This window comes from Streptomyces litchfieldiae (assembly GCF_031845365.1).
GTDB classification, from domain to species: domain Bacteria; phylum Actinomycetota; class Actinomycetes; order Streptomycetales; family Streptomycetaceae; genus Streptomyces; species Streptomyces litchfieldiae.
In genome coordinates, this window is the sequence record NZ_JAVREL010000009.1 from 78050 (window position 1) to 100664 (window position 22615).

The 22615-nt window shown below is 72.5% G+C and carries 21 protein-coding genes and 1 pseudogene; 14 read left to right on the plus strand and 8 right to left on the minus strand.

The features are described from left to right. Positions 1-113 precede the first annotated feature (113 nt). Positions 114-1076 (plus strand): sugar-binding transcriptional regulator, encoded by a 963-nt coding sequence (locus RM590_RS16790; RefSeq protein ID WP_311705397.1) that lies wholly within the window; start codon positions 114-116, stop codon positions 1074-1076. Positions 1077-1265: 189 nt separating this feature from the next. Here RM590_RS16790 and RM590_RS16795 read toward each other — a convergent pair whose 3' ends face one another. After that, positions 1266-2435, minus strand: coding sequence for an 8-amino-7-oxononanoate synthase (locus RM590_RS16795; RefSeq protein ID WP_311705398.1), 1170 nt, complete (start codon positions 2433-2435; stop codon positions 1266-1268). Between the two features lie 149 nt (positions 2436-2584). On the opposite strand from RM590_RS16795, the gene bioB reads away from it, so the two are divergent. Genes bioB through RM590_RS16820 form a run of 5 tightly spaced genes read left to right on the plus strand, consistent with a single transcriptional unit; the run spans position 2585 to position 6699 of the window. Further along, positions 2585-3646 (plus strand): biotin synthase BioB, encoded by a 1062-nt coding sequence (gene bioB, locus RM590_RS16800; RefSeq protein WP_311705399.1) that lies wholly within the window; start codon positions 2585-2587, stop codon positions 3644-3646. Next, positions 3639-4952: an adenosylmethionine--8-amino-7-oxononanoate transaminase gene (locus RM590_RS16805; protein WP_311705400.1), complete on the plus strand. Its 1314-nt coding sequence runs from the start codon at positions 3639-3641 to the stop codon at positions 4950-4952. Before bioB ends, RM590_RS16805 begins: the two co-directional genes overlap by 8 nt. Positions 4953-4968: 16 nt before the next feature. Next, positions 4969-5685, plus strand: coding sequence for a dethiobiotin synthase (bioD, locus tag RM590_RS16810; protein WP_311705401.1), 717 nt, complete (start codon positions 4969-4971; stop codon positions 5683-5685). A 25-nt stretch (positions 5686-5710) separates the two neighbouring features. Next, positions 5711-6328, plus strand: a complete 618-nt coding sequence (locus RM590_RS16815) for a TetR/AcrR family transcriptional regulator (RefSeq protein ID WP_311705402.1) — start codon at positions 5711-5713, stop codon at positions 6326-6328. Then, positions 6325-6699, plus strand: a complete 375-nt coding sequence (locus RM590_RS16820) for a VOC family protein (protein WP_311705403.1) — start codon at positions 6325-6327, stop codon at positions 6697-6699. Before RM590_RS16815 ends, RM590_RS16820 begins: the two co-directional genes overlap by 4 nt. Positions 6700-6708: 9 nt before the next feature. Here the strand turns inward: RM590_RS16820 and RM590_RS16825 are convergent, their stop codons facing one another. Further along, positions 6709-6945 carry an alpha/beta fold hydrolase gene (locus RM590_RS16825; protein WP_311705404.1) on the minus strand — a complete coding sequence of 79 codons (237 nt, stop codon included), beginning with the start codon at positions 6943-6945 and terminating at the stop codon, positions 6709-6711. A gap of 371 nt (positions 6946-7316) precedes the next feature. Here RM590_RS16825 and RM590_RS16830 point away from each other — a divergent pair, with 371 nt between their 5' ends. Then, complete coding sequence (locus tag RM590_RS16830; protein ID WP_311705405.1) at positions 7317-7685, plus strand: nuclear transport factor 2 family protein; 369 nt, start codon at positions 7317-7319, stop codon at positions 7683-7685. 73 nt (positions 7686-7758) lie between these two features. On the opposite strand, the gene RM590_RS16835 is transcribed toward RM590_RS16830, so the two are convergent. The 3 genes from RM590_RS16835 to RM590_RS16845 form a co-directional block, all read right to left on the minus strand. Continuing rightward, entirely contained in the window at positions 7759-9345 is a 1587-nt protein-coding gene (locus tag RM590_RS16835; protein ID WP_311705406.1) for a carbohydrate-binding protein, read from the minus strand. A 256-nt stretch (positions 9346-9601) separates the two neighbouring features. Further along, a complete protein-coding gene (locus RM590_RS16840; RefSeq protein WP_311705407.1) occupies positions 9602-10384 on the minus strand; it encodes a hypothetical protein in 783 nt (260 codons plus the stop codon). A gap of 158 nt (positions 10385-10542) precedes the next feature. Beyond that, the gene (locus RM590_RS16845; RefSeq protein WP_311705408.1) at positions 10543-11586 is read right to left on the minus strand and encodes an alcohol dehydrogenase catalytic domain-containing protein; all 1044 of its coding nucleotides are present in this window, start codon (positions 11584-11586) and stop codon (positions 10543-10545) included. A gap of 134 nt (positions 11587-11720) precedes the next feature. Between RM590_RS16845 and RM590_RS16850 the strand changes: the two genes are divergently transcribed. Further along, positions 11721-12191 (plus strand): MmyB family transcriptional regulator, encoded by a 471-nt coding sequence (locus tag RM590_RS16850; protein WP_394813891.1) that lies wholly within the window; start codon positions 11721-11723, stop codon positions 12189-12191. Between the two features lie 302 nt (positions 12192-12493). Here the strand turns inward: RM590_RS16850 and RM590_RS16855 are convergent, their stop codons facing one another. Together RM590_RS16855 and RM590_RS36035 are read right to left on the minus strand one after the other, a co-directional pair. Beyond that, positions 12494-13444 (minus strand): zinc-dependent alcohol dehydrogenase family protein, encoded by a 951-nt coding sequence (locus RM590_RS16855; RefSeq protein WP_311705410.1) that lies wholly within the window; start codon positions 13442-13444, stop codon positions 12494-12496. Between the two features lie 67 nt (positions 13445-13511). After that, positions 13512-13601 (minus strand): annotated as a pseudogene (locus tag RM590_RS36035) (helix-turn-helix domain-containing protein); the annotation flags it as partial. 334 nt (positions 13602-13935) lie between these two features. Between RM590_RS36035 and RM590_RS16865 the strand changes: the two are divergent. From RM590_RS16865 to yicI, 6 genes are all read left to right on the plus strand, one after another. Beyond that, a complete protein-coding gene (locus RM590_RS16865) occupies positions 13936-14952 on the plus strand; it encodes a LacI family DNA-binding transcriptional regulator (RefSeq protein WP_311705411.1) in 1017 nt (338 codons plus the stop codon). A 65-nt stretch (positions 14953-15017) separates the two neighbouring features. Next, positions 15018-16256 carry a sugar ABC transporter substrate-binding protein gene (locus RM590_RS16870; protein WP_311705412.1) on the plus strand — a complete coding sequence of 413 codons (1239 nt, stop codon included), beginning with the start codon at positions 15018-15020 and terminating at the stop codon, positions 16254-16256. Positions 16257-16266: 10 nt separating this feature from the next. Further along, complete coding sequence (locus RM590_RS16875; protein WP_311705413.1) at positions 16267-17190, plus strand: carbohydrate ABC transporter permease; 924 nt, start codon at positions 16267-16269, stop codon at positions 17188-17190. Positions 17191-17195: 5 nt separating this feature from the next. Further along, a complete protein-coding gene (locus RM590_RS16880) occupies positions 17196-18023 on the plus strand; it encodes a carbohydrate ABC transporter permease (protein ID WP_311705414.1) in 828 nt (275 codons plus the stop codon). Positions 18024-18037: 14 nt separating this feature from the next. Next, positions 18038-19435, plus strand: a complete 1398-nt coding sequence (locus RM590_RS16885) for a GH1 family beta-glucosidase (RefSeq protein WP_311705415.1) — start codon at positions 18038-18040, stop codon at positions 19433-19435. A gap of 34 nt (positions 19436-19469) precedes the next feature. After that, positions 19470-21758, plus strand: a complete 2289-nt coding sequence (gene yicI / locus RM590_RS16890) for an alpha-xylosidase (RefSeq protein WP_311705416.1) — start codon at positions 19470-19472, stop codon at positions 21756-21758. 84 nt (positions 21759-21842) lie between these two features. On the opposite strand, the gene RM590_RS16895 is transcribed toward yicI, so the two are convergent. Then, positions 21843-22613 (minus strand): IclR family transcriptional regulator, encoded by a 771-nt coding sequence (locus RM590_RS16895; RefSeq protein WP_311705417.1) that lies wholly within the window; start codon positions 22611-22613, stop codon positions 21843-21845. Between the last annotated feature and the right edge of the window lie 2 nt (positions 22614-22615).

The window sequence follows — 22615 nt, forward strand, 5'->3', positions numbered from 1 at the left end:
AGCCACCTCTTGAATACCTATTCGTGACTGAATCTTGATTCCCCCGACGGCCGGTGCCATGGTGGGGGCGCGCCGACAGGCTGTCACCTGCGCGCCGAGGGAAGGGAGAGCGGATGGCATCCGCGGCGGAACTGCGCATGATGACGCGAGTCGCGCGCATGTACCACACCGAGGGGGTCCGGCAGCCGCAGATCGCGGCCCGGCTGGGCCTGTCCCAGGCGCGGGTGTCCCGGCTGCTGAAGAAGGCGGAGGAGGAGGGCGTCGTGCGGATCACCGTGGCCACGCCGCCCGGTGCCCACCCCGAGCTGGAGGACGCCCTCCAGCACCGTTACGGCCTCCAACTCGCCCTGGTGGTGGACGCGCACGACGACGAGGAGCAGCGCGTGCTCGCCGAGCTGGGCACGGCGGCGGCGCACTATCTGGAGGTGACGCTCCGGTCGGGCGACGTCGTCGGGCTGTCCGCGTGGAGCACCGCGCTGCGGACCACCGTGGACGCGATGCGGGCGGTGCCGGGCCTGCGGGACGTCCGGGTCGTGCAGATCCTGGGCGGCATCGGCAGCCCCACCGCGCCCGAGCACGCCGTGCGGCTGACGGCGCGGCTGGCCGAGCTGGTGCGCGGCGAGGCGGTGCATCTGCCCTCCCCGGGGGTGGCCGGCTCGACGGCGAGCGCCCGGGCGCTGCGCGAGGACCCGTTCGTGGCCCGGGGCATGGCGCTGTTCGAGAGGGTCACGGTCGCCCTGGTCGGCATCGGGTCGGTCGAGTCGGCGACCGCGCCGAGCGGCGGCGCGGCGGTGCTGGAGCCGGCCGAGGTGGCCGAGCTGCGCCGCGCGGGGGCGGTGGGGGATGTCTGTCTGCGGTTCTTCGACGCGACGGGGCGGCTGGTGGACGGCGCCACCGCGGACCGGGTGATCGGCATGCCGCCGGAACTGCTGCGCGCGGCGCCCCGGGCGGTCGCGGTCGCGGGCGGTCCGCGCAAGACCGCGGCGATACACGGGGCGTTGCGGGCGGGGCTGGTGGATGTCCTGATCACGGACCGGTTCACGGCCGAGCGGTTGATCGCGGAGCACACGGTGTAGGGCGCGGCGTTCGCACTGCTGGGCCGAGGTGCGGGTCGGCATACCCACGAGGGCCCGGAACCGGTGCCGGTGTGAGCGAACGCCTCCTCGCCCGCGAGGTCGGCAACGCCCCTGAAGTGGCCGTCCAGCGGCGGCTGTCCCGCGCCCGGGGTGCCCAGGGCGGCCGGACGCGCCCGGCGAAGACGGACGCTAGCGCCCGCTCCCTCCGGCGGCGGGCGCGGTCCGGATGATCTCGCTCACGGCACGGTCGAGTTGATCGTCCGTCAGGTCGGCGCGGGCGGTCAGCCGGAGCCGGGAGACGCCGTCCGGCACGGACGGCGGGCGGAAGCAGCCGACGGCGATGCCCGCCGCGCGGCAGTCGGCGGCCCAGCGCACCGCGGCCTCCGGCGAGGGGGCGCGCACGGACACCACGGCGGCGTCCGGCCGGGTGGCCGGCAGGCCGGCCGCGGCCAGCCGCCGGTGCAGCTCGGCGGCCACGGCCCGGACGCGCCCGGCCCGGGCGGGCTCGCGGCGCAGCAGGCGCAGGGCGCCGAGCGCGGCGCCGGCGGCGGGGGGCGCGAGTCCGGTGTCGAAGATGAGGGTGCGGGCGGTGTTGACCAGGTGGGCGATCACCCGGGCCGGGCCGAGCACGGCGCCGCCCTGGCTGCCCAGCGACTTGGAGAGCGTCACGGTGGCCACCACGTCGGGCGCTCCGGCCAGGCCGGCGGCGGCGACCGCGCCGCGTCCGCCCTCGCCCAGCACGCCCAGACCGTGCGCGTCGTCGACCACGAGGGCGGCGCCGTGGGCGCGGCAGGCGGCGGCGAGGGCCGTGAGCGGCGCGGCGTCGCCGTCGACCGAGAACACCGCGTCGGTGACGGCGAGCGCGCGTCCGGGGTGGTCGTCCAGCGCCTTGGCGAACGCGTCGGGGTCGGCGTGCGGGACGACCGCGACATCGGCGCGGGAGAGCCGGCAGCCGTCGATGAGCGAGGCGTGGTTGGCCGCGTCGGAGACGATCAGCGCCCCCCGGCCGCCGAGCGCGGTGAGGACGGCGAGGTTGGCGGCGTAGCCGGAGGCCAGGACGAGGGCCGCCTCGAACCCGCAGAACGCGGCCAGTTCGGCCTCGAGCCGCGCGTGCAGCGCGGTGCTACCGGTGACCAGCCGGGAACCGGTGGCGCCGGCGCCCCACTCGGCCGCCGCGGCGGCGGCCGCCGCGATCACCTCGGGATGCCGGCACAGCCCCAGGTAGTCGTTGCCCGCGAGGTCCAGCGGCGCGGCGTCGGCGGCCCGGGGGCGCAGCTCGCGGACGAGGCCCGCCCGCCGCCGGCTCTCGGCGGCCGCGTCGAGCCAGTCGAAGACCCGGCCGTCTCTGTCGTCGTGCACCGGCCGCCGTCCTTCGGATCCTGTGAGTCGTGCGTCAATCTACTGGTCCGGCCCGGGCGGGCGGCAGTGGCGATGGGTACACTCGGCCGGGGCGGCTTCTGTAGCTTTCTTCCTTGGCCGGGCCGGGGCGGGTGGGCCAGGATCGGGGCATGGATCTGCTCAACACCCTGGTGGACAAGGGCCTCCGCCGTGAACTGCCCACCCGTGCCGAGGCACTGGCCGTGCTGGCGACCTCGGACGACGAGCTGCTCGACGTGATCTCCGCGGCCGGCAAGGTGCGCCGCCAGTGGTTCGGGCGGCGGGTGAAGCTGAACTATCTGGTCAACCTCAAGTCCGGGCTGTGCCCGGAGGACTGCTCGTACTGTTCCCAGCGGCTGGGGTCGCGGGCCGGGATCCTGAAGTACACGTGGCTGAAGCCGGACGAGGCGGCGGACGTGGCGAGCGCCGGGGTGGCGGGCGGCGCCAAGCGCGTCTGCCTGGTGGCCAGCGGGCGCGGGCCGACCGACCGCGACGTGGACCGGGTCTCGGAGACGATCGCGGCGATCCGGGCGCGCCACGCGGACGTCGAGGTGTGCGCGTGTCTGGGGCTGCTCGCGGACGGGCAGGCGGAGCGGCTGCGGGAGGCGGGCGCCGACGCCTACAACCACAACCTCAACACGTCCGAGGCGACGTACGGCGACATCTGCACGACGCACGGGTTCGACGACCGGGTGGCCACCGTGCGGCAGGCCAAGGGCGCCGGGCTGTCGGCCTGTTCGGGCCTGATCGCGGGGATGGGCGAGAGCGACGAGGACCTGGTGGACGTGGTGTTCGCGCTGCGCGAGCTGGACCCGGACTCCGTGCCGGTCAACTTCCTGATCCCGTTCGAGGGAACGCCGCTCGCCTCCGAGTGGAACCTGACCCCGCAACGGGCGCTGCGCATCCTGGCGATGGTGCGTTTCGTCTGCCCGGACGCCGAGGTCCGGCTGTCGGGCGGCCGGGAGCTCCACCTGCGGTCGTTGCAGCCGCTGGCGCTGCACGTGGTGAACTCCATTTTCCTGGGCGACTACTTGACCAGCGAGGGCCAGGCGGGTCAGGCGGACCTCGACATGATCGCGGACGCCGGCTTCGAGGTGGAGGGCGCGGAGACGACGACGCTGCCCGAGCACCGCACGGACCTGGTGGCGGTGCGCCGCCGGGGCGCGGGCACGGAGCTGCCGCCCAATGCCTGAGGCGAACGCGAAGCTGTCCGTGGACGAACTGCTCGCCCTGGACCGCGAACACGTCTGGCACCCGTATGGGCCGATGCCCGGGCAGCGGGCTCCACTGGTGGTGGAGTCGGCGTCCGGGGTCCGGCTGCGGCTGGCCGAACCGGCGCACGGCCAGCGGGAGTTGGTGGACGGCATGGCGTCGTGGTGGTCGGCGCTGCACGGCTACAACCACCCGGTGCTCAACGCGGCGGCGCGGGATCAGCTTGAGCGGATGAGCCATGTGATGTTCGGCGGGCTGACGCACGAGCCGGCGATCCGGCTGGCGAAGCGGCTGGTCGACATCACGCCGGAGCCGCTGGCACACGTTTTCCTGTCCGACTCCGGCTCGGTGTCCGTCGAGGTGGCCATCAAGATGTGCCTCCAGTACTGGCGTTCGTCCGGCCGCCCCGGCAAGCGGCGGCTGCTGACGTGGCGCCGCGGCTACCACGGCGACACCTGGCATCCCATGTCGGTGTGCGATCCGGACGGCGGGATGCACCGGCTGTGGTCGGGGGCGCTGCCGCGGCAGGTGTTCGCGGACGCGCCGCCGCCCGGGTTCGACGCGGAGCCGGACCGCCGGTACGCGGCGGCGCTGCGCGAGCTGATCGGGCGGCACGCGGCGGAGCTGGCGGCGGTGATCGTGGAGCCGGTGGTGCAGAACGCGGGCGGGATGCGGTTCCACTCCCCCGGCTATCTGCGAGTGTTGCGCGAGGCGTGCGACGAGCACGACGTGCTGCTGGTGTTCGACGAGATCGCCACCGGATTCGGCCGCACGGGGGCGCTGTTCGCGGCGGACCACGCCGGGGTGGCGCCCGATGTGATGTGTGTGGGCAAGGCCCTGACGGGTGGTTATCTCTCGATGGCCGCCACGTTGTGCACGCGCCGGGTGGCCGAGGGGATCTCCCGGGGCGAGGTGCCGGTGCTGGCGCATGGGCCGACGTTCATGGGCAACCCGCTGGCCGCGGCGATCGCCAACGCCTCCCTCGGGCTGCTGCTGGCCGGGGACTGGGCGGGCGAGGTGGCCCGGGTGGCGGCCGGGCTGCGGGAGGGCCTGGCGGCGGCGGCCGGCCTGCCGGGCGTGCGGGATGTGCGGGTGCTCGGCGCGATCGGCGTGGTCGAGCTCGATCACCCGGCGGACATGGCGGAGGCGACGCGCGCGGCGGTGCGCGCGGGCGTGTGGCTGCGGCCGTTCGGCGAGCTGGTGTACACGATGCCGCCGTATGTCACCGGGGACGAGGACCTGGCCCGGATCTGTGAAGCGGTCTGCGCGGTGGCTCGCGTTGCCTGATTCCGAGGAGCGCGCGGTGAACGGGCAACCGGACGGCGAGATCCTGGTGGTGACCGGGACGGGCACGGGCATCGGCAAAACGGTGGTGACGGCGGCGGTGGCGGCGGTCGCGCTGGCCGCGGGGCGGTCGGTGGCGGTGCTGAAGCCCGCGCAGACGGGCGTGGCGGCCGGCGAGCCGGGGGATGTCGCGGAGGCGGCGCGGCTGGCGGGTGCGGTGACGCGGTGCGAACTGGCGCGCTTCCCCGAGCCGTTGGCGCCGGCGACGGCGGCGCGGCGGGCCGGGCTGCCGCCGGTGGGACCGGCCGAGGCCGCCAAGGCGGCGGTGGAGCTGGCCGACCGGCACGACCTGGTGCTGGTGGAGGGGGCGGGCGGGCTGCTGGTGCGGTTCGACGACACGGGCGGCACGCTGGCGGACGCCGCCGCGCTGCTGGGCGCGCCGGTGCTGGTCGTCGCCGAGGCCGGCCTGGGCACGCTCAATCTGACGGCGCTGACGGGCGAGGCGCTGCGGGCCCGTGGCCTGATCACGCTGGGCGTGGTGATCGGCAGTTGGCCGGCCGACCCCGACCTGGCGGCCCGCTGCAACGTCACCGACCTGCCGTCGGCCGCCGACGCGCCCCTGCTGGGCGCCGTACCGGCGGGCGCGGGCGCCCTGGCGCCGCCCGACTTCCGCGCCCGGGCGGGGAGTTGGCTGGCCCCGCCGCTCGGCGGGCACTGGAGCGCATTGACGGAGTGAGCACTCACTCCGTAGGCTGGCCGGCATGACCGACATCCCGGCCCGCCGACGGGCCCCCGGCATGAGCGCCGAACAGCGCCGGGCCATGATCGTCGCCGCCGCGCTGCCACTGGTCGCGGAGCACGGAGCCGCCGTCACCACGAGCCGGATCGCGCGGGCGGCGGGCATCGGCGAGGGCACGATCTTCCGGGTCTTCGCGGACAAGGACGAGCTGCTGGACGCCTGCGTGGCCGAGGCGGTGAACCCGGACCACGTCCTGCGGGAGCTGGCCTCGATCCCCCTCGACGAGCCGCTGCCCGCGCGGCTGACCGAGGCGGCCGAGGCGCTGCGCGCCCATCTGGCCCGCATGGGCGCGGTGGTCGGCACGCTGCACGCCTCCGGCCACCGGCGGGACCGCGCCCGCGAGGAGCCGGCGCCGGGCAGCAGGGAGGCGTCGGTGCGCGCGATCACCGAGGCCGTGACGGAGCTGATCGAGCCGGACCGGGCGGCGCTGCGCCTGCCGCCCGGAAAGGTGGCGGCGGTCTTCCTCGGGATGCTCTTCACCCAGCTCCGCGACGAGCCCGCCGACGCGGACCCGACACCGGCGGAGCTGGTCGACGTTCTGCTGCACGGTTCCTACGACGAGCCCCGGAGGGCGACATGACCGTCACGCTCAACCACACCATCGTCCCGGCCGTGGACCACCGCCGGGCGGCCCGGTTCTTCGCCTCGGTGATGGGCCTGCCCGAACTGCCCCCGGCCGGACGCGACGGACACTTCGCCCCGGTCCGGGTGAACGACTCGCTGACGCTGGACTTCATGGCCGTGCCCGAACCGGAGGGCCACCACCTGGCGTTCGACGTGGACCCGGAGACGTTCGACGCGATCCTCGCCCGCCTCGAAGCGGCCGGCGTGCCCTACGGCAGCGACCCGACGGAGCCGGACAACGGCCGGACCGACCATCCCCTGTGCCCGCGCGGCCTGTTCTTCACCGACGAGGCGGGGAATCTGTACGAGGTGATGTCCCCGGCCTGAGCCGGGTGTTCAGGCGGGCAGCACCCGGCCGAGGAAATCCCGCATCAGGGGGACGATTTCCCCGAGGTGCGTCTCCAGCGCCCAGTGACCGGCGTCCGGCAGCAGGTGGAGTTCGGCGTCGGGGAGGTCCCGCAGATAGGCTCGCGCGGACTCCTCCGGCATATAGCCGTCGTGCGGCCCCCAGACGATGAGGGCCGGCGGCCGGTGCTGCCGCAAGTAGGCCTGGTAGTCGGGGAAGAGCTCCACACTGACCGGATGCCCGCGAAGAGTCCACCATGATCTCGCGGTTGCGCGGGCGGCTCATCAACGGCCAGGCCAACCTCCACAGATCGGGGCTGATCCGCTCGGCCACCCCCGGCGGGACCTCACCGAGGATCTCCGCACGCGGGCCCCGTTCAGCCACCGCCTCCGCCAGGGCCGCGCGGCGAGCGGGCGTGGGGAACGCGCCGGGTACGGGGGGTCGCTGTAGCCGACGCCCGGGCCGCGTGGCCGGCCCCATGGCCGCACCGGCGCACAGGCCATTACCCGCGACGTCATCGACGGCGGGCCGAGGCGCGGGAGATCATCTCTTCCAGAGGCGACAACCGCCAACATTCCCGGCAAACAAGGAGAAATCCATGGCTACGTCATTCGATGAGCTGGCCGAGCGGTACATCGCGATCTGGAACGAGACCGATCCGGCGAGGCGGCGCCAGGACATCAACGACCTGTGGGCCCCCGAGGCCCGCTACATCGACCCGCTGGCCGTCGCCGAGGGCCGTGATGCGATCGACGCGATGATCGCCGCGGCGCAGAGCCAGTTCCCCGGCATGACGTTCCGGTTGGCCGGACCGGTCGACGGCCACCACAACCAGGTCCGCTTCACCTGGGAGCTGGGGCCGGAAGGCGCCGAGGCGCCGATCGTGGGCTTCGACGTCGCGACAACCGACGGCAACGGACGGCTGACCCAGGTTCTGGGGTTCCTGGACCGAGTCCCGGCGGCGTAACGCCCCCCGTGGCGGGCGACGTGCTGGGCGCCGGCCCATCCGGGCAGACCGGATGGGCCGGCGACGAGATCGGTTACGGCAGGACCTGGGTACCGCCGAACCTCACGACGAGCGAGCCGTCGGAGGCGAAGGACCAGCTCAGGGAGCCGGAGTACGAGGAGCACCGGGATCCGTTCGAGCCGGACCAGAACTGGTTGGAGCCGTCGGCGTTGCCGACGATCCTGTCCTCGTCCCCGCTGTCGCACGAGGTGTTGTTGCGGAACACCGACGTGCCGGCGTCGAAGTTGAAGTTGCGCTGCGCGTTGCCGATGCTGGCGTTGTTCGACACCGTCATCGTGCCGGGGTTCCTGTTGAAGGTGAACCCGTGCTTGCCGTTGTCGTAGGCGATGCTGTTCCTGATGGTGTGGTTGACCGCGATGTCCTCGCCGCCGAGCTTGTAGCCGTTGCGGTCGCCGGCCCCGGCCTGGGAGCCGTCGGACAGGGTGCCGTTCTCAAAGGCGAGGGAGTTCTCGATGGTCACCGCGCCGATGGCTCCGGTGTCGCTCTTGGTGTAGAGGTCGTAGCCGTCGTCGATGTTGTTGTGGGCCACGGTGTAGCGGAAGACATTGCCGGGGCCGACGGTGAGCTTCGGGGCGAAGCCGTCGGCGTCCTCACCGTCGGAGTCGGCGTTGTCGTGCGACACCGCGCTCAGGATGAGGTTGTTGGACGGCCACTGGTCGCGGGGCGTGTCGGAGGCCATCCGCGACAACTGGAGCCCCGAGTCACGGTTGAAGCGGGTCACCGTGCGCTCGACGACGTTGTTGCTGCCGCCGACGAAGATCCCGTTGTCGCCCGCGCGTTCCACGACGAGGCCGTTGAGGTGCCAGTAGTTGCCGTTCAGGGCGAGCCCGCGGTTTGAGGTGCTCTCGCTCTGCGCCGAGAAGTTCAGCACCGGCGTCTCACCCGGGTAGGCGAAAAGCTGGGTGCGGTCGCCCGAGGTGCCGTTCTTGCCCGCCGGGATCGTGACCGTCTGCGAGTAGCGGTAGGTCCCGCCGCGCATGTAGATCGTCCCGCCGGGGGTGACACGGTTGATCGCCGAGGCGAGCGTCGTCGGGTTGGCCTGCGTACCGTCCGCCCCGTCGCTGCCGTTCGGCGCCACGTAGAGCACGCCCGTGGGTGGCTCGGTGCTGCCGCCGTCCGTCGTGACCTCGACGTAGTCGATGTTCGCCAGGCCGCCGGAGCCGGTGGCGCTGAGGCGGACAGTGTTGCTGCCCGCGTTCAGCCGCACGGTGAGGGTCTTCGTCACCCAGCCGTTCCACGCTCCCGTGGACTCGAACGAGGGTGCCTGCACCGTCGCCCCGTTCACCACGAGGTTCGACGGCCGGGCGTCCGAGCCGCCGTTGGCGAACCGGACGCCGACCGTCGCCTCTCCGGCCGCCGGGGCGTCGACCGTGAACTGCGCGGAGGCGCCGGAGGCGTTGTCGGTGTTGCAGAAGCCGGACCCGGAAAATCCCGAGTGGTTCGAGTCGATGGTGCCGTCGCAGGTGGCCGACGAGCCCTCCGCCTCGTACCGGGTCGTCGCGGCATGCGCCGTGTCGACCGCGGCCAGGGACGCGGTGGCGGCGAGCAGACCCGTCAGCCAGGTCGCGACCACGGGTCTCACTCGTCTCTGCCTCGTCATACCTTCTCCTCCTCTTTTGGGGCGTTCAGGCTGGGCGGCGGGCAGCACGACAGGAGCCGTCGACCGGCTGTGATGGTGGTGGCCGACGCGCAGGTGCCCGCGATCTCGGGTGGAAAGGAAGAAACGGCGTCACGCCGACGCCGTGCGGCTCAGTCATGGACATGCTAGATAGGCGAGTGTGGACAATGAGGGGCGAAGCGTGGACTATCGCGCGCCGATGTGAAGTTTCCTCAACCGTCGTGAAGGCGGGGGTCGCCTACCGCGGCCGGCGGTTCGTTTCCTTATCCCAACTCGCGGCGATGACCGCGCGGCTGTCCGCCAGGGCCTGCCGGAGCGCGTGGAGTTCGCCGAGGACGGCGTCGCGCCGTCGGACCGCCTTCTCGACCCCGGGGCGGGAGGCGCGCCACCGTTTCAAATCGTCCTCGGCCGCGACGCGCTGAGCCTCGCGTTGAGGGCGGGACTTCTCATGAGCCTTGATCGTTCTCTCGATCAGGTCGAAGAACCGCATCACCTGCCGGATGTCGTGGTCCCCGGTGGGGAACCACTCACGCCGGCGGTCGCCGCGGGCAGGGGTCAGGATGAAGCATGCGGTGTCGGGATAGGGCTCCGACCGGACGCGGAGGCCCGTCAGCGGGAGTTCAATCGGCGGGGGTGGTTCTTCGCGTGACGGGTCGTTCGCATCGGCGGCCGGCGGGGAGTCCGTCACGATGTGCAGGACGTGTTCGTACAGCACGATGCGGCCCAGCTTGTCGACGGGGTCGCCCAGCGGTGGATTCTTCAGTTCCTCGATGGCGCGCTCGCGGGCCGCGATCCCTTCGAGGTGCCTGCGTTCCTCCCGCCGGATGTCGCTGCCCGTGGTGACGCGGTTCACGACCATCCGCACGGCCGCGGACCACCTCTGGCGGCGATTGACGGCCAACTCGTCGCGGAGCGGCTTCAGGTCCGCGCGGAACGGGCCGCCCGGGTAGAACCACGCCCGCCAGCACGGCCAGGCCCCGGCCGCCGCCGCCAGCAGCAGGATCCGCCATAACGTCCCCATCGGTGCGTTCTCCTTCTGGGCCCACCGGTCGTCGGCAGTCTCGCAGCAACCACGTCCGGTAGGGCGGGAGTTCACCGGAACGAGTGATGCCCGGTGGGCCCCGCTGGCGCGGGCCCGGGCCTCGCCCGAGCCCGGATCGCCCCATGGGGTGCCCACGGTCAGGGGGCGATGAGGACCTTGAGGTTCTTGCGGTCGGCCATGGCCTGGTAGCCGGCGGGGACGCCGTCGAGGTCGGTCGTGGTGTCGAAGACCTTGCCCGGCTCGATGGTGCCGTCGAGGATGTCGGGCATCAGTTCCTCGATGTAGGCGCGGACCGGCGCGGGGCCGCCGGCCAGGCGGAGGTTGTGGCGGAACAGGCTCCCGAAGCCGACCGGCGCCTCCTCGTACTGCGGGACGCCGACGCGGCTGATGACGCCGCCCCGGCGAACGACTCCGAGCGCCTGCTCATAGGCGGTCAGGTGGCCGACGGCCTCGATGACGGCGCGGGTGCCGTGCCCGCCGGTGAGCTCACGGACCCGGGCGATGCCTTCCTCGCCCCGGGCGGCGACGACATCGGTGGCGCCGAACTCCCGGCCGAAATCGGTGCGCGCCTGGTGGCGTCCCATGAGGATGATCCGCTCGGCGCCCAGTCGCTTGGCCGACAGCACCGCCAGCAGGCCGACGGCGCCATCACCGATGACGGTGACACTGGTGCGTTCGTTGACACCGCCCGCCACGGCGGCGTGGTGGCCGGTGCCGAGGACGTCCGAGAGCGTCAGCAGGGACGGCATGAGGGCCGAGTCCGGTGCGACGGGCAGCTTGACGAGAGTGCCGTCGGCGAGCGGGACCCGGACCGCTTCGGCCTGGCCGCCGTCCTCGCTTCCGGAGCCCCAGAAGTTCGCCTGCGGGTGGGCGCAGGAGGTGTGCAGGCCATCGCGGCAGAACGCGCAGGCGTTGTCGGAGATGGCGAAGGGAGCGACGACCAGGTCGCCCCTCGTGACGGTGGTCACCTCCGCGCCGGTGTCCTCGACGACGCCGACGAACTCGTGCCCCATCCGGGCCGGGGCGTCCGCCGGGGGCATCGAGCCGTACGGCCACAGGTCGCTTCCGCAGATGCACGACGCGGTGACGCGGACCAGCGCGTCCGTGGGCAGCTTGATGACGGAGTCCGGGACGTCCTCGACTCGGACGTCGCCGGCGCCGTACATGAGAGTCGCGCGCATGAGAGTTCTCCAAGGTGCGTGATGGTGGAATCCGACAGGTCAGGTGGAGCGGACGCGGCGCCGGGTGAGGGCGACGGCGATGCTGGGGTTGAACGCCGAGATGGTCAGCCGTCGTGCGGTCCGCGACGGGCACGGTGCCGGGGGCGTGGAAGGACATCTCCTCGCATGGTGGTCCTCCGAGTTCGCGGGGGTGGTGCTCGTGTCGGCCCAACGAAACCGGCCTCGTGGCGCGCGGAGAAGCGCTGCTGCGCGCCGAGGCCGGACGCGAGCCCAACGACCGGTCCCTGCGCGAGCTCATCGGCGAACTGTCCACGCTCAGCCCCGACTTCCGTACCCGCTGGGCCGCCCACGACGTCCGCATCCGCCACGAGGGCGTCAAGCTCCTGCGGCACCCGGAAGTCGGCCGTCCGGAACTGACCTACCAGTCCCTGGACCTGCCCCTGGCCAGCCGGGCGGTGCACAACCTGACCATCTACACCGCGGAACCGGGCACCACATCGGAGGACCGCCTCAAGGTCCTCGCGAGCTGGGCGGCCACCCACCCCGGGGCGACATCGGCCGACCAGGGGCGGGACGGGACCGATATCGGGCACCTGAAGCAGTAGTTCGCGCGGGCGCTGTTCGACACGGACGACCCGATCACCGCTCCCGAGGCCGTCCTCGCCATCGGAACGACCGCTGCCCGATTCGCACTTGGCGACCCGCTGCCCACCGCCGTGAGCCTCGGCTCGGTGCCGCGTCGCTGTCGGTCACCTGCGCGGCGGCACTGGGCGCATTCCCACGCCGCGGCCCCGGCCGCCGACCCGTGAAATACCGCGACGACAGCCGCGGGGACCACTCACACGGCGGACGCCTGGAGAGCGGCGCCGCGCCCGGTACGCCGATCCCCGCCGCCGGCCCCAACGCGCTACGCGTGCGTGAGGATCACCTTGCCGAAGCCGTCGCCGCGCTCCTGGTGACGCAGCGCCGCGACCGCCTCGGTGAAGGGGAAGACGCGGCCCAGGACCGGTTGTGTCCGCCCGGTGGCGAGGGCCTGGGTCAGGGCCGTGAACTGGGCGCGGCTGCCCACCGCGATGCCCCGGACCCGGGCCCCAGAGGCGAAGAGCACCCGCGCGTCGAGCGCCGTGCGGGGCGCGGCCGTCGCGGATGTGCGGTAGCCGACGAACGCGACATCACCGCCGATCGCGACCGACCGCAGGGACTCCTCCAGGGTGCCCGCCACGTCCACGACCAGGTCGGCGCCCCGCCCGTCGGTCAGTTCCCGGACGGCCTCGTGCCATCGTGGCCGGGCTCGGCGGTCGATCACCTCGTGCGCCCCGAGCGCGCGCAGGCGTTCGGCCTTCGCCACGTCGGACGTGGTCACGATGACCCGCGCGCCGGCCAGGGCGGCGAGCTGGATCACAGCCAGGCTGACGCCGCCCGAGCCGAGCGCCACCACGGTCTGCCCGGGCAGGGGCGGCCGGGATCCGGTCAGGGCGTGCCACGCGGTGACGGCGGTGAGCGGCAGGGCGGCGGCCTCCTCGTACGACAGGTGCTCGGGGATGGGCACCAGGGCCTCCTCAGGCACGACGGCGTACTCGGCGAGCGTGCCGTTCCGGGTCCCGCCGAGCTGGGCGGCGCGCTCAAGTCCGAACGGCCCGTCGATCCAGTCCGGGAAGACGGTGGGCATGACCCGGTCCCCGACGCGTACCCGGACGGCTCCGGGCCCGGTCGCGACGACCTCGCCGGCGCCCTCGCAGCCCGCGACGATCCCGGGGGTGATCGGGAGTGGGTAGTCGCCGGCGAGGACCAGCAGGTCGCGAAGGCTGACGGCGTTGCTTCGCTGCGGTGATGAACCGCTGCGACAGCTCGGCCGCACTCGGGCGCTTGGCGCCCTGCTTGTAGGCGTCCCGGCGGGCGCGGAGCGCGTCATTGAAGACGACACGGGCGCACCCGAACGCCCTCGCGAGCTGCTGCCGCTGCGGAGCACTCGGGTACACGCGGAACTGGTACCTGAGCTGCACACGGATCACCATACATACCTGGCCCACGCCGTCAGCGAGATGACGGATCGTCAGCCACGCGGCGACGGGTGCCCGCACCGCGCGTAACGGTCGGGGAAGAGACCCCACGTGGCGCGCGGCCGGACGCGTTCCGCCGTGACGGACGGCGACCGGGGCCCGCCCGGCGGTAGCGCGTGAATATCACTCTGCGCACACACCGACTCGTGACCGTTCCGAGGCCCCGTAGAAATCTTGCAGGCGGGTATTGCCTGCGTAGCACACATGTGCGTAACATCCCGTTCCGTCGATCGAATCGATTCGACGAAGCGCTTCGACAACGGAGAGCGAACGCCGCGAGGGAGCGGGGATGGCCACGATCAAGGATGTCGCGGAGCGGGCGGGCGTCGCGCCGAGCACCGTCTCCTATGTGCTCAGCGGCTCCCGGAAGATTTCCGAGGAGACCACGAGCGCGGTGCGCGCGGCCATAGCCGAGCTCGGCTACCACCCCCGCGCCAGCGCCCGCACGCTGCGCAGCGCGCGCAGCGAGGTGCTGGTGCTCGCGGTCCCCCGGGAGCCGGGGAAGTACCGCGCGATGGACGGCCGCTTCGCGATCGAGATCAGCGACGCGGCGCGCGGCCACGGCTACGACGTGCTCATGATGACCGACCCCGACGGGGTGGGCGGGCTGCGCCGGATCGCCGGCAGCGGGCTGGCGGACGCGGCCATCCTGATGGCCGTGGCGCAGGAAGACCCCCGCGTGGCTGCCCTGCGGGACCTGCGCTTCCCCACCGCGCTGCTCGGCCACGGCGACGAGCGCGACGAGGCCGAGCTGTCCTGGGTGGACCTGGACTGGGAGGCGGCCGTCGCCCTGGCCGTGCGGGAGACCGCCGCGGCCGGGCACCGGCGGATCGTCTTCTGGGCCTCGGCCGACCACGAGATCGCGGCCCGCCGCGGTTACGCCATGCACGGCCTCGACGGCGCCCGGCTCGCCGCCCGGGAGACCGGCGCCGAGGTCCGCGTGCGGCCCTCGGCCGCCGACGAGGCCGCGCTGCGCGCGCGGCTGCGGTCGGCGCTGGCCGCCCGGCCCGCGCCGACCGCGCTGATCGTCCAGCACCTGATCCCGTTGCCCGTGCTGCTGTCCGAGGTGGCGGCCATGGGCCTGCGGGTGCCGGAGGATCTGGCCGTCGTGCTCGTCGGCAGCCTCCCGGAGGAGCACGGGACGCAGGCGCTGCCGCGCATCGACCTTCCGGTGGGGCAGATGTCCGCCGCCATCGCCCGGCTCGCCGTCGAGGCGATCGGGCAGACCCCGCCCCGGCACGAGCTCATCGCCCCCCGGCTGGCACCCGGTCCGGGCATCGTACCCCCGTCCCCGGCGAGCCGATGACCGCGCTCCATAAGCCGCGGCCCCGACCGCCGCTCCCGTCCCCGCGATTGGAGACCTCCGAACCCATGCGATCCAGAATCGGGCGCATAACGACGCCCGCCACCGCGCTGACCCTGGCCTCGGCCGCGGTCGCGTTCGGCCTGACCGGCTGTGCCGCCGAGCCGGACCCGGACACCGTGACCGTGCTCAACTCGGCCACCGACACCGCGGAGCACGAGGCCAACCAGGACTTCTTCGACCGCTGCGCCGAGCCGCTGGGGATGAAGGTCGAGCAGATCAGCGTGCCGGCCGACCAGGTCGCCTCGAAGGCGCTGCGGATGGCCTCCTCCGACTCGCTGCCCGACATCCTGGAGCTGGACGGCTCCGAGCTGCCGCAGTTCGCCGAGACGGACGGGCTGCGCCCCATCGAGGACGTCGGGGTGGACACCTCCGGGTTCTCCGACAGCTCCACGTCCCTGGGCTCCTACGACGGCGTCCAGTACGGGGTGGCCCGCTCGGTGAACTCGCTGGCGCTGATCTACAACACCGAGCTGCTGGCCGAGGCCGGCCTGGAGCCGCCCACCACCTGGGACGAGCTGAAGACCACAGCCGCGGCGCTCACCGAGGGCGACACGTACGGCATGGCGTTCAGCGCCAGCCCCAACGCCGACGGCGTCTACCAGTTCCTGCCGTTCTTCTGGTCGGCCGGCGGCGACGAGGCGGAGCTGGACAACGGCAGCGGCGCGTCCGCGCTCCAGTTGTGGAAGGACCTGGTGGACGACGGCTCGGCCTCCCGGTCGGTGGTCAACTGGAACCAGCAGGACGTCAACGACCAGTTCATCTCCGGCCGCGCGGCCATGATGATCAACGGCCCCTGGCAGGTGCCGGTGCTCAGCGCGCAGGACGACGTGGACTGGGCCGTGTCCACCATCCCGGTGCCGGAGGCCGGCCAGGACCCGGTGCCGCCGATCGGCGGGACCGTGATGACCGTGCCGAAGAACGACGGGCACCCGGAGCGCGAGGAGAACGCGGGCCGGATCCTGAACTGCCTCAACACCGAGGAGAACCAGCTCGCCTGGGGCGAGCGCGTCAACAACGTGCCCACTCTGGCCGGCGCGGCGGAGACCTACCGCGAGGAGAACCCGAAGCTGGCGGCGTTCGCCGACCTGGTGCTGACCGCCCGCTCGCGCACCGCCGAGGTGGGCACCCGCTGGCCGGTGATCGGCGACGCGCTCGCCGGGGCCTTCCAGTCCGTGCTGACCGGCAGGTCCTCGCCCGAGGACGCCCTGAACCGCGCCCAGCAGCAGGCCACGGCCGGAGAGTGAGGACGGACCGATGACCACCACCACCGCTCCCCCGGCCCGGCGCGGCGCCGGACGCCGGAAGTTCTACCAGTGGCTCTTCGTGGCCCCGGCGCTGGCCTACCTGGCCGCGTTCTTCGGCTATCCGCTGGTGCGCAACGTCCTGATGAGCTTCCAGGAGTTCACGCCCCGGACGTACTTCACCGGCGAGGCCCCGTTCAACGGGCTGGACAACTGGCGCGGCGTCTTCGAGAACGACCTGTTCGGCGACGCCCTGTGGCAGACGATCCTGTTCACGGTCGGCTCGCTGGCCGGGCAGTTCACCATCGGCCTCGGCCTGGCGGTGTTCTTCTCCCGGCGGTTCCACCTGTCCGCGTTCATCCGGGCGATCCTGCTGCTGCCGTGGCTGGTCCCGATGGTGGTGTCCGCCGTCGTGTGGCGGCGGATCATGGACGAGGACCACGGGGTGCTCAACAGCTTCCTGGAGACGATCGGCCTGTCGGCGAACGGCGTGCCGTGGCTGAGCAGCCCGAGCGTGGCGCTGCTCGCCGCGATCCTGGTCAACATCTGGATCGGCATCCCGTTCAACATGGTGATCCTCTACGGCGGACTCCAGGAGATCCCCCGTGAGCTGTACGAGGCGGCGGCGCTGGACGGCGCCGGCCCGTGGCGGACGTTCCGCAGCATCACGCTGCCGATGCTGCGGCCGGTCGTCACCGTGGTGCTGGTGCTGGGCTTCATGTCGACGATCAAGATCCTGGATCTGATCCTGGCGCTGACCGGCGGCGGGCCCGCGGACTCGACGCAGACGCTGGGCACGCTGACGTACCAGCTCTCCTTCCTCCAGCTCGACTTCGGCCAGGGCGCCGTCGTCGGCAATGTCCTGATCCTGATCAGCGCCGTCTTCGCTGTGCTGTACCTGCGCGTCAACCGCGCCGACCACGAGCTGGGGAAGTGACCGCGATGAACCAGACACACAACCGCTCCCGGCTGCGCCGCTCCTGGAACACCGTCGCGGCGCTGCTGATCCTGGCCGTGATGCTCTTCCCGGTGTACTGGATGGTCAGCACGGCCCTCCAGCCGCACACGAGCATCGCGTCGGCCGATCTGATCCCGACCTCGCCCAGCTTCGACAACTTCAGCAACGCGCTGGACAGTCAGGGCGGCTCGCTGGTGACCAGCCTGATCGTCGCGCTGGGCGCGGTGGCGGTCTGTCTGGCGCTGGCGGCGCCGGCGGCGTACGGGCTGGCGCAGTTCGGGCTGCGCGGCAGCCGGGCGATCGTGTTCGGCACGCTCATCACACAGATGGTGCCGGGCATCGTCGTCGCCAACGCCCTGTACAGCGCCTACGCCGAGCTGAACCTGGTCAACTCCTATCTGGGCCTGATCCTGGCCGACGCCTCGCTGGGGCTGCCGTTCGCGATCGTGCTGCTGCGCGCGTTCATGGTGTCGATCCCCTCGGAGGTCGTGGAGGCGGCGATGGTGGACGGCGCCAACCGGTTCACGGCGTTCGTCCGGATCGTGCTGCCGATGAGCCGCAACGCGCTGATCACCTCGGGTCTGTTCGCGTTCCTCTTCGCCTGGGCGGACTTCATCTTCGCGCTCACGCTGAACACGACGGACGACGTCAGGCCCGTGACGCTGGGCATCTATCAGTTCATCGGCGCGCACGTCAGCGACTGGGGCGCGGTCATGGCCACGGCTGTGCTGTCCGCGATCCCGGCCGCGATACTGCTCGTCGTTGCCCAGAAGTACATCGCCGCCGGGATCGCCGGCGGCTCCATCAAGTAAGGCCAGCCACCTCTATGACTGCCACGGAATCCACCGGCTTCCCCCGCTTCCCGCGCGGCTTCGTCTTCGGTGCCGCGACCGCCAGCTACCAGATCGAGGGCGCCCACGACGAGGGCGGCCGCGGCCCGTCCATCTGGGACACGTACTGCCGCGAGCCGGGACGGGTGGCGGGCGGCGCGACGGGGGACGTCGCCTGCGACCACTACCACCGCTACCGGGAGGACGTCGCCCTGCTGCGCGACCTCGGCGTGGACAGCTACCGCTTCTCCATCGCCTGGCCGCGCGTCCAGCCCACCGGCACCGGCAAGGCCAACGCCGAGGGACTGGACTTCTACGACCGCCTCGTGGACGAGCTGCTCGCGAACGGCATCGCCCCCGCCGCCACCCTCTACCACTGGGACCTGCCGCAGGCCCTGGAGGACCGGGGCGGCTGGCGGGTGCGCGAGACGGCGGAGCGGTTCGCCGAGTACACCGCGCTGGTCGTGGACCGGCTCGGGGACCGGGTGCCGCGCTGGATCACGCTGAACGAGCCGTTCTGCTCGTCGTTCGTCGGCTACGCGATCGGCCGGCACGCGCCCGGCGCCCGTGAGGGCCGCGGCGCGCTGGCCGCCGCGCACCACCTGCTCGTCGGGCACGGCCTGGCGGTGCGGGCGCTGCGCGAGGCGGGCGCGAAGGACATCGGGATCACGCTCAACCCGGACCGGCTGCTGCCGGCGACCGACGCACCCGAGGACCTGGCGGCGGTGCGGCGGGCCGAGACGCTGCACAACGCCGTCTGGTTCGACCCGCTGTTCGCCGGCCACTACCCGGCCCACGAGGCGGAGACCTGGGGCGAGTTGGCCGACGGCTCCTACCGGCGGGACGGGGACCTGATCACTATCGGCGCGCCGCTGGACTTCGTCGGCGTCAACTACTACCGCCCGATCACCATCGCCGACGCGCCCCACCAGGACCCCGACCCGGCGACGCGCACGGCGGTGGACATCCGGGCCATGGAGAGCTGGCGGCAGGACGTCCGGCACACGACGATGGGCTGGCCGGTGGTGCCGGGGGCGCTCACCGACCTGCTGGTCGACCTGAGCCGGCGCTACCCGGTGCTGCCGCCGATCGTCATCACCGAGAACGGCTCGGCGGAGAACGACGTGGTCGCCGCGGACGGCCAGGTCCACGACAGTGACCGGGTGGACTATCTGCGCGACCACCTGCACGCCTTGGCCGCGGCCGTCGAGGCGGGCGTGGACGTGCGCGGGTACTACGTCTGGTCGCTGATGGACAACTTCGAGTGGGCCTTCGGCTACGACAAGCGCTTCGGCATCGTCCGCGTCGACTACGACACCCTCGAACGCCTTCCGAAGGACAGCTACCGCTGGTACCGGGACATGATCGCCAGCCACAAGCAGGAGCACCCGTGAGCGCCGCAGGCGCGGCCGAGAAGCAGGAGACACCGTGAAGTTCACCGACGGCTACTGGCTGATGCGCGAAGGCGTCACCGCGGCCTTCGCCAAGCAGGTCGCCGACGCCGAGGTGGCCGAGGACCGGATCACGCTCTACGGTGCCGTGCGGCCCGTGGAGCGCCGGGGCCACACCCTCAACAGCCCGCTGCTGACCGTGGAGTGCTTCTCCCCGGCGGAGGGCGTGATCGGCGTCCGCTCCACGCACCACGCGGGCGAGGAGGACCGCGGCCCGGGCTTCGCGCTGACCGGCGACCCCGGTCACGCGGGCAAGACCCGCGCGGACGGCTCGGTCGTCGAGCTGTCCAGCGGCTCGCTGACGCTGCGCGTGGACACCGCCGCGCCCTGGCGGCTGGAGTTCACCGCCGACGGGCAGACCCTGACCTCGGCGCGGTCGCGCGGCACCGGGTTCGTCACCGACGGCGAGGGCCGGCATTTCTCGCTGGGCCAGCTCTCGCTCGGCGTCGGTGAGTTGGTGTACGGGCTCGGCGAGCGTTTCACCCCGTTCGTCAAGAACGGCCAGGTCGTGGACATCTGGCAGTCGGACGGCGGCACCGCCAGCGAACAGGCGTACAAGAACGTCCCGTTCTATCTGACCAACCGCGGCTATGGCGTCTTCGTGAACCACCCGGGCCGGGTCTCCTACGAGATCGGCTCGGAGTCGGTCGGCCAGGTGCAGTTCAGCGTCGAGGGCGAGTCGATCGAGTACCTGGTGATCCACGGCCCGACGCCCAAGGAGATCCTGGACCGGTACACGGCGCTGACCGGTCGGCCCGCGCTGCCGCCCGCGTGGTCGTTCGGGCTGTGGCTGTCCACCTCGTTCACCACGGACTACGACGAGGCGACGGTCAACCGGTTCGTGCGCGGCATGGCCGAGCGCGACATCCCGTTGAGCGTGTTCCACTTCGACTGCTTCTGGATGCGCGAGTACCAGTGGTGCGACTTCACGTGGGACCCGGCGGTCTTCCCCGATCCCGAGGGCATGCTGGCCCGGCTCAAGGAGCAGGGGCTGCGGATCTCGCTGTGGATCAACCCGTACATCGGGCAGAAGTCGCCGCTGTTCGCCGAGGCGAAGGCGCTGGGCCATCTGGTGCGCAAGGCGAACGGCGACGTCTGGCAGTGGGACATGTGGCAGGCCGGGATGGCACTGGTGGACTTCACCAGCCCGGCCGCCCGGGAGTGGTTCGCCGAGAAGCTGCGCGTGCTGGCCCGGCAGGGCGTCGACTGCTTCAAGACGGACTTCGGCGAGCGGGTGCCCACCGACGTGGTCTGGCACGACGGTTCGGACCCGGAGCGGATGCACAACTACTACACGCAGCTCTACAACCAGACGGTGTTCGACGTGCTCAGCGAGGAGCACGGCCCGGGCCAGGCGGTGCTGTTCGCGCGGTCGGCGACGGCCGGCGGCCAGCAGTTCCCGGTCCACTGGGGCGGCGACTGCGAGTCGACGTTCGACGCGATGGCCGAGTCGCTGCGCGGCGGCCTGTCACTGGGCCTGTCCGGCTTCGGCTTCTGGAGCCATGACATCGGCGGCTTCGAGGGCACGCCGACCCCGGCGGTCTTCAAGCGGTGGGTGCAGTTCGGCCTGCTGTCGTCGCACAGCAGGCTGCACGGCAGCAACTCCTACCGGGTGCCGTGGGACTACGACGAGGAGGCCGTGACCGTCACCCGGGACTTCACCCGGCTCAAGCACCGGCTGATGCCGTACCTCTTCCGAGCGGCCGAGCAGGCGCGGGAACAGGGCACCCCGGTGATGCGGGCGATGGTGCTGGAGTTCCCCGAGGACCCGGCCTGCGCGACCCTGGACCGCCAGTACATGCTGGGCGAGGACATCCTCGTGGCGCCGGTGCTGTCGGAGGACGGCGTCGTCGAGTACTACGTGCCCGCGGGCACGTGGACCCACCTGCTGTCCGGCGAGCGGATCCAGGGCCCGGGCTGGCGGCGCGAGCAGTTCGGCTTCGACAGCCTGCCCCTGCTGGCCCGGCCGGGCTCGGTGATCCCCGTCGGGGAGAACGAGGAACGCCCCGAGTACGGCTGGGCCCACGGCGTGACGCTGCGGGTCCACGCGCCGGCCGACGGCGACGAGGTCGTCACCCGGGTCCCGACGCCGGACGGCGGCCCGGCGGCCGTCTTCCGCACCCGGCGCCGCGGCGACACGGTCACCGTGACGGCGACCGGCGCCCCCGGCCCCTGGCGGGTCACGGTGGCGGGCCCGGCCGGCTACGGCGAGCCGGTGGAGGTGGCCCCGGGCGCGGACTCGGTGTCGGTGCCCACGGGCGACTAGATCCGACTAGATCCGGTTCCCGGATCCTCGAACGGGTCTCCCCCGGGCCGTCAACGGCCCGGGGGCGGTCCCCGTTGAAGCGTGTCAGCCCCCGAGGCGGTCCCGGGCCCGGAGCAGGGCATCGATAATCACCCGCTCCCGGTCGGGGTCGAGGCGCACGACCGGGATCGAGCAGCTCAGCGCCTCGCTCACGGTGCCCCCGAAGCGCAGCGGGACCGCGAAGCAGCGCAGGCCGATGGTGGATTCCTGCTCGTCCACCGCGCTGCCCCGCTCGGCGACGGCGGTCAGTTCCTCGCGGAGCCGGTCCCGGTCGGTGATGGTGTGCGCGGTGCGCGGGGTGAGGACGTCCGGCAGCAGCGCGTCCACCTCGCGCCAGGGGCGGTGGGCCAGGATCGCCTTCCCCAGGCCGGTGGCCCAACAGGGCAGTCTCCGGCCCGGCTTGGAGACGACAGCGAGCGAGTGCCGGGAGAGATTGGTGGCGAGGTAGACGATCTCGTCGCCGTCCAGGCGAGCCAGGTGGATGGTCTCGCCGAGCTGCTCCGACAGATCGTTCATCACGGGCTGGGCCCGCCGCACCACGTCGTCGTGCTCGACGTAGGAGGCGCCGGCGCGCAGGGCCCGGATGCCCAGCCGGAAGCCCGTTGCCGTCTCGTTGGGCTCGACCCAGCCCGTGCGGACCAGGGTCATCAGCAACGCGTAGGCGCTGGCCCGCGGGATGCCCAGGTCGTCGGTGACATCGCGCAGGGAACGGGGAGACTCAGCCGCGCTGAGGTACTCCAGCAGCGCGATGGTCCGGTCCGCGGATTTCACGCTGCGCACGCCACCGGTGTCCAGCGGTCCGTCCGTCTCAGCCACGT

Coding starts and splice junctions, on each gene's coding strand:
- RM590_RS16790 (WP_311705397.1), top strand. CDS start 114: ATGGCATCCGCGGCGGAACTGCGCATGATGACGCGAGTCGCGCGCATG.
- bioB (WP_311705399.1), top strand. CDS start 2,585: ATGGATCTGCTCAACACCCTGGTGGACAAGGGCCTCCGCCGTGAACTG.
- RM590_RS16805 (WP_311705400.1), top strand. CDS start 3,639: ATGCCTGAGGCGAACGCGAAGCTGTCCGTGGACGAACTGCTCGCCCTG.
- RM590_RS16815 (WP_311705402.1), top strand. CDS start 5,711: ATGACCGACATCCCGGCCCGCCGACGGGCCCCCGGCATGAGCGCCGAA.
- RM590_RS16820 (WP_311705403.1), top strand. CDS start 6,325: ATGACCGTCACGCTCAACCACACCATCGTCCCGGCCGTGGACCACCGC.
- RM590_RS16830 (WP_311705405.1), top strand. CDS start 7,317: ATGGCTACGTCATTCGATGAGCTGGCCGAGCGGTACATCGCGATCTGG.
- RM590_RS16835 (WP_311705406.1), bottom strand. CDS start 9,345: ATGACGAGGCAGAGACGAGTGAGACCCGTGGTCGCGACCTGGCTGACG.
- RM590_RS16840 (WP_311705407.1), bottom strand. CDS start 10,384: ATGGGGACGTTATGGCGGATCCTGCTGCTGGCGGCGGCGGCCGGGGCC.
- RM590_RS16845 (WP_311705408.1), bottom strand. CDS start 11,586: ATGCGCGCGACTCTCATGTACGGCGCCGGCGACGTCCGAGTCGAGGAC.
- RM590_RS16865 (WP_311705411.1), top strand. CDS start 13,936: ATGGCCACGATCAAGGATGTCGCGGAGCGGGCGGGCGTCGCGCCGAGC.
- RM590_RS16870 (WP_311705412.1), top strand. CDS start 15,018: ATGCGATCCAGAATCGGGCGCATAACGACGCCCGCCACCGCGCTGACC.
- RM590_RS16875 (WP_311705413.1), top strand. CDS start 16,267: ATGACCACCACCACCGCTCCCCCGGCCCGGCGCGGCGCCGGACGCCGG.
- RM590_RS16880 (WP_311705414.1), top strand. CDS start 17,196: ATGAACCAGACACACAACCGCTCCCGGCTGCGCCGCTCCTGGAACACC.
- RM590_RS16885 (WP_311705415.1), top strand. CDS start 18,038: ATGACTGCCACGGAATCCACCGGCTTCCCCCGCTTCCCGCGCGGCTTC.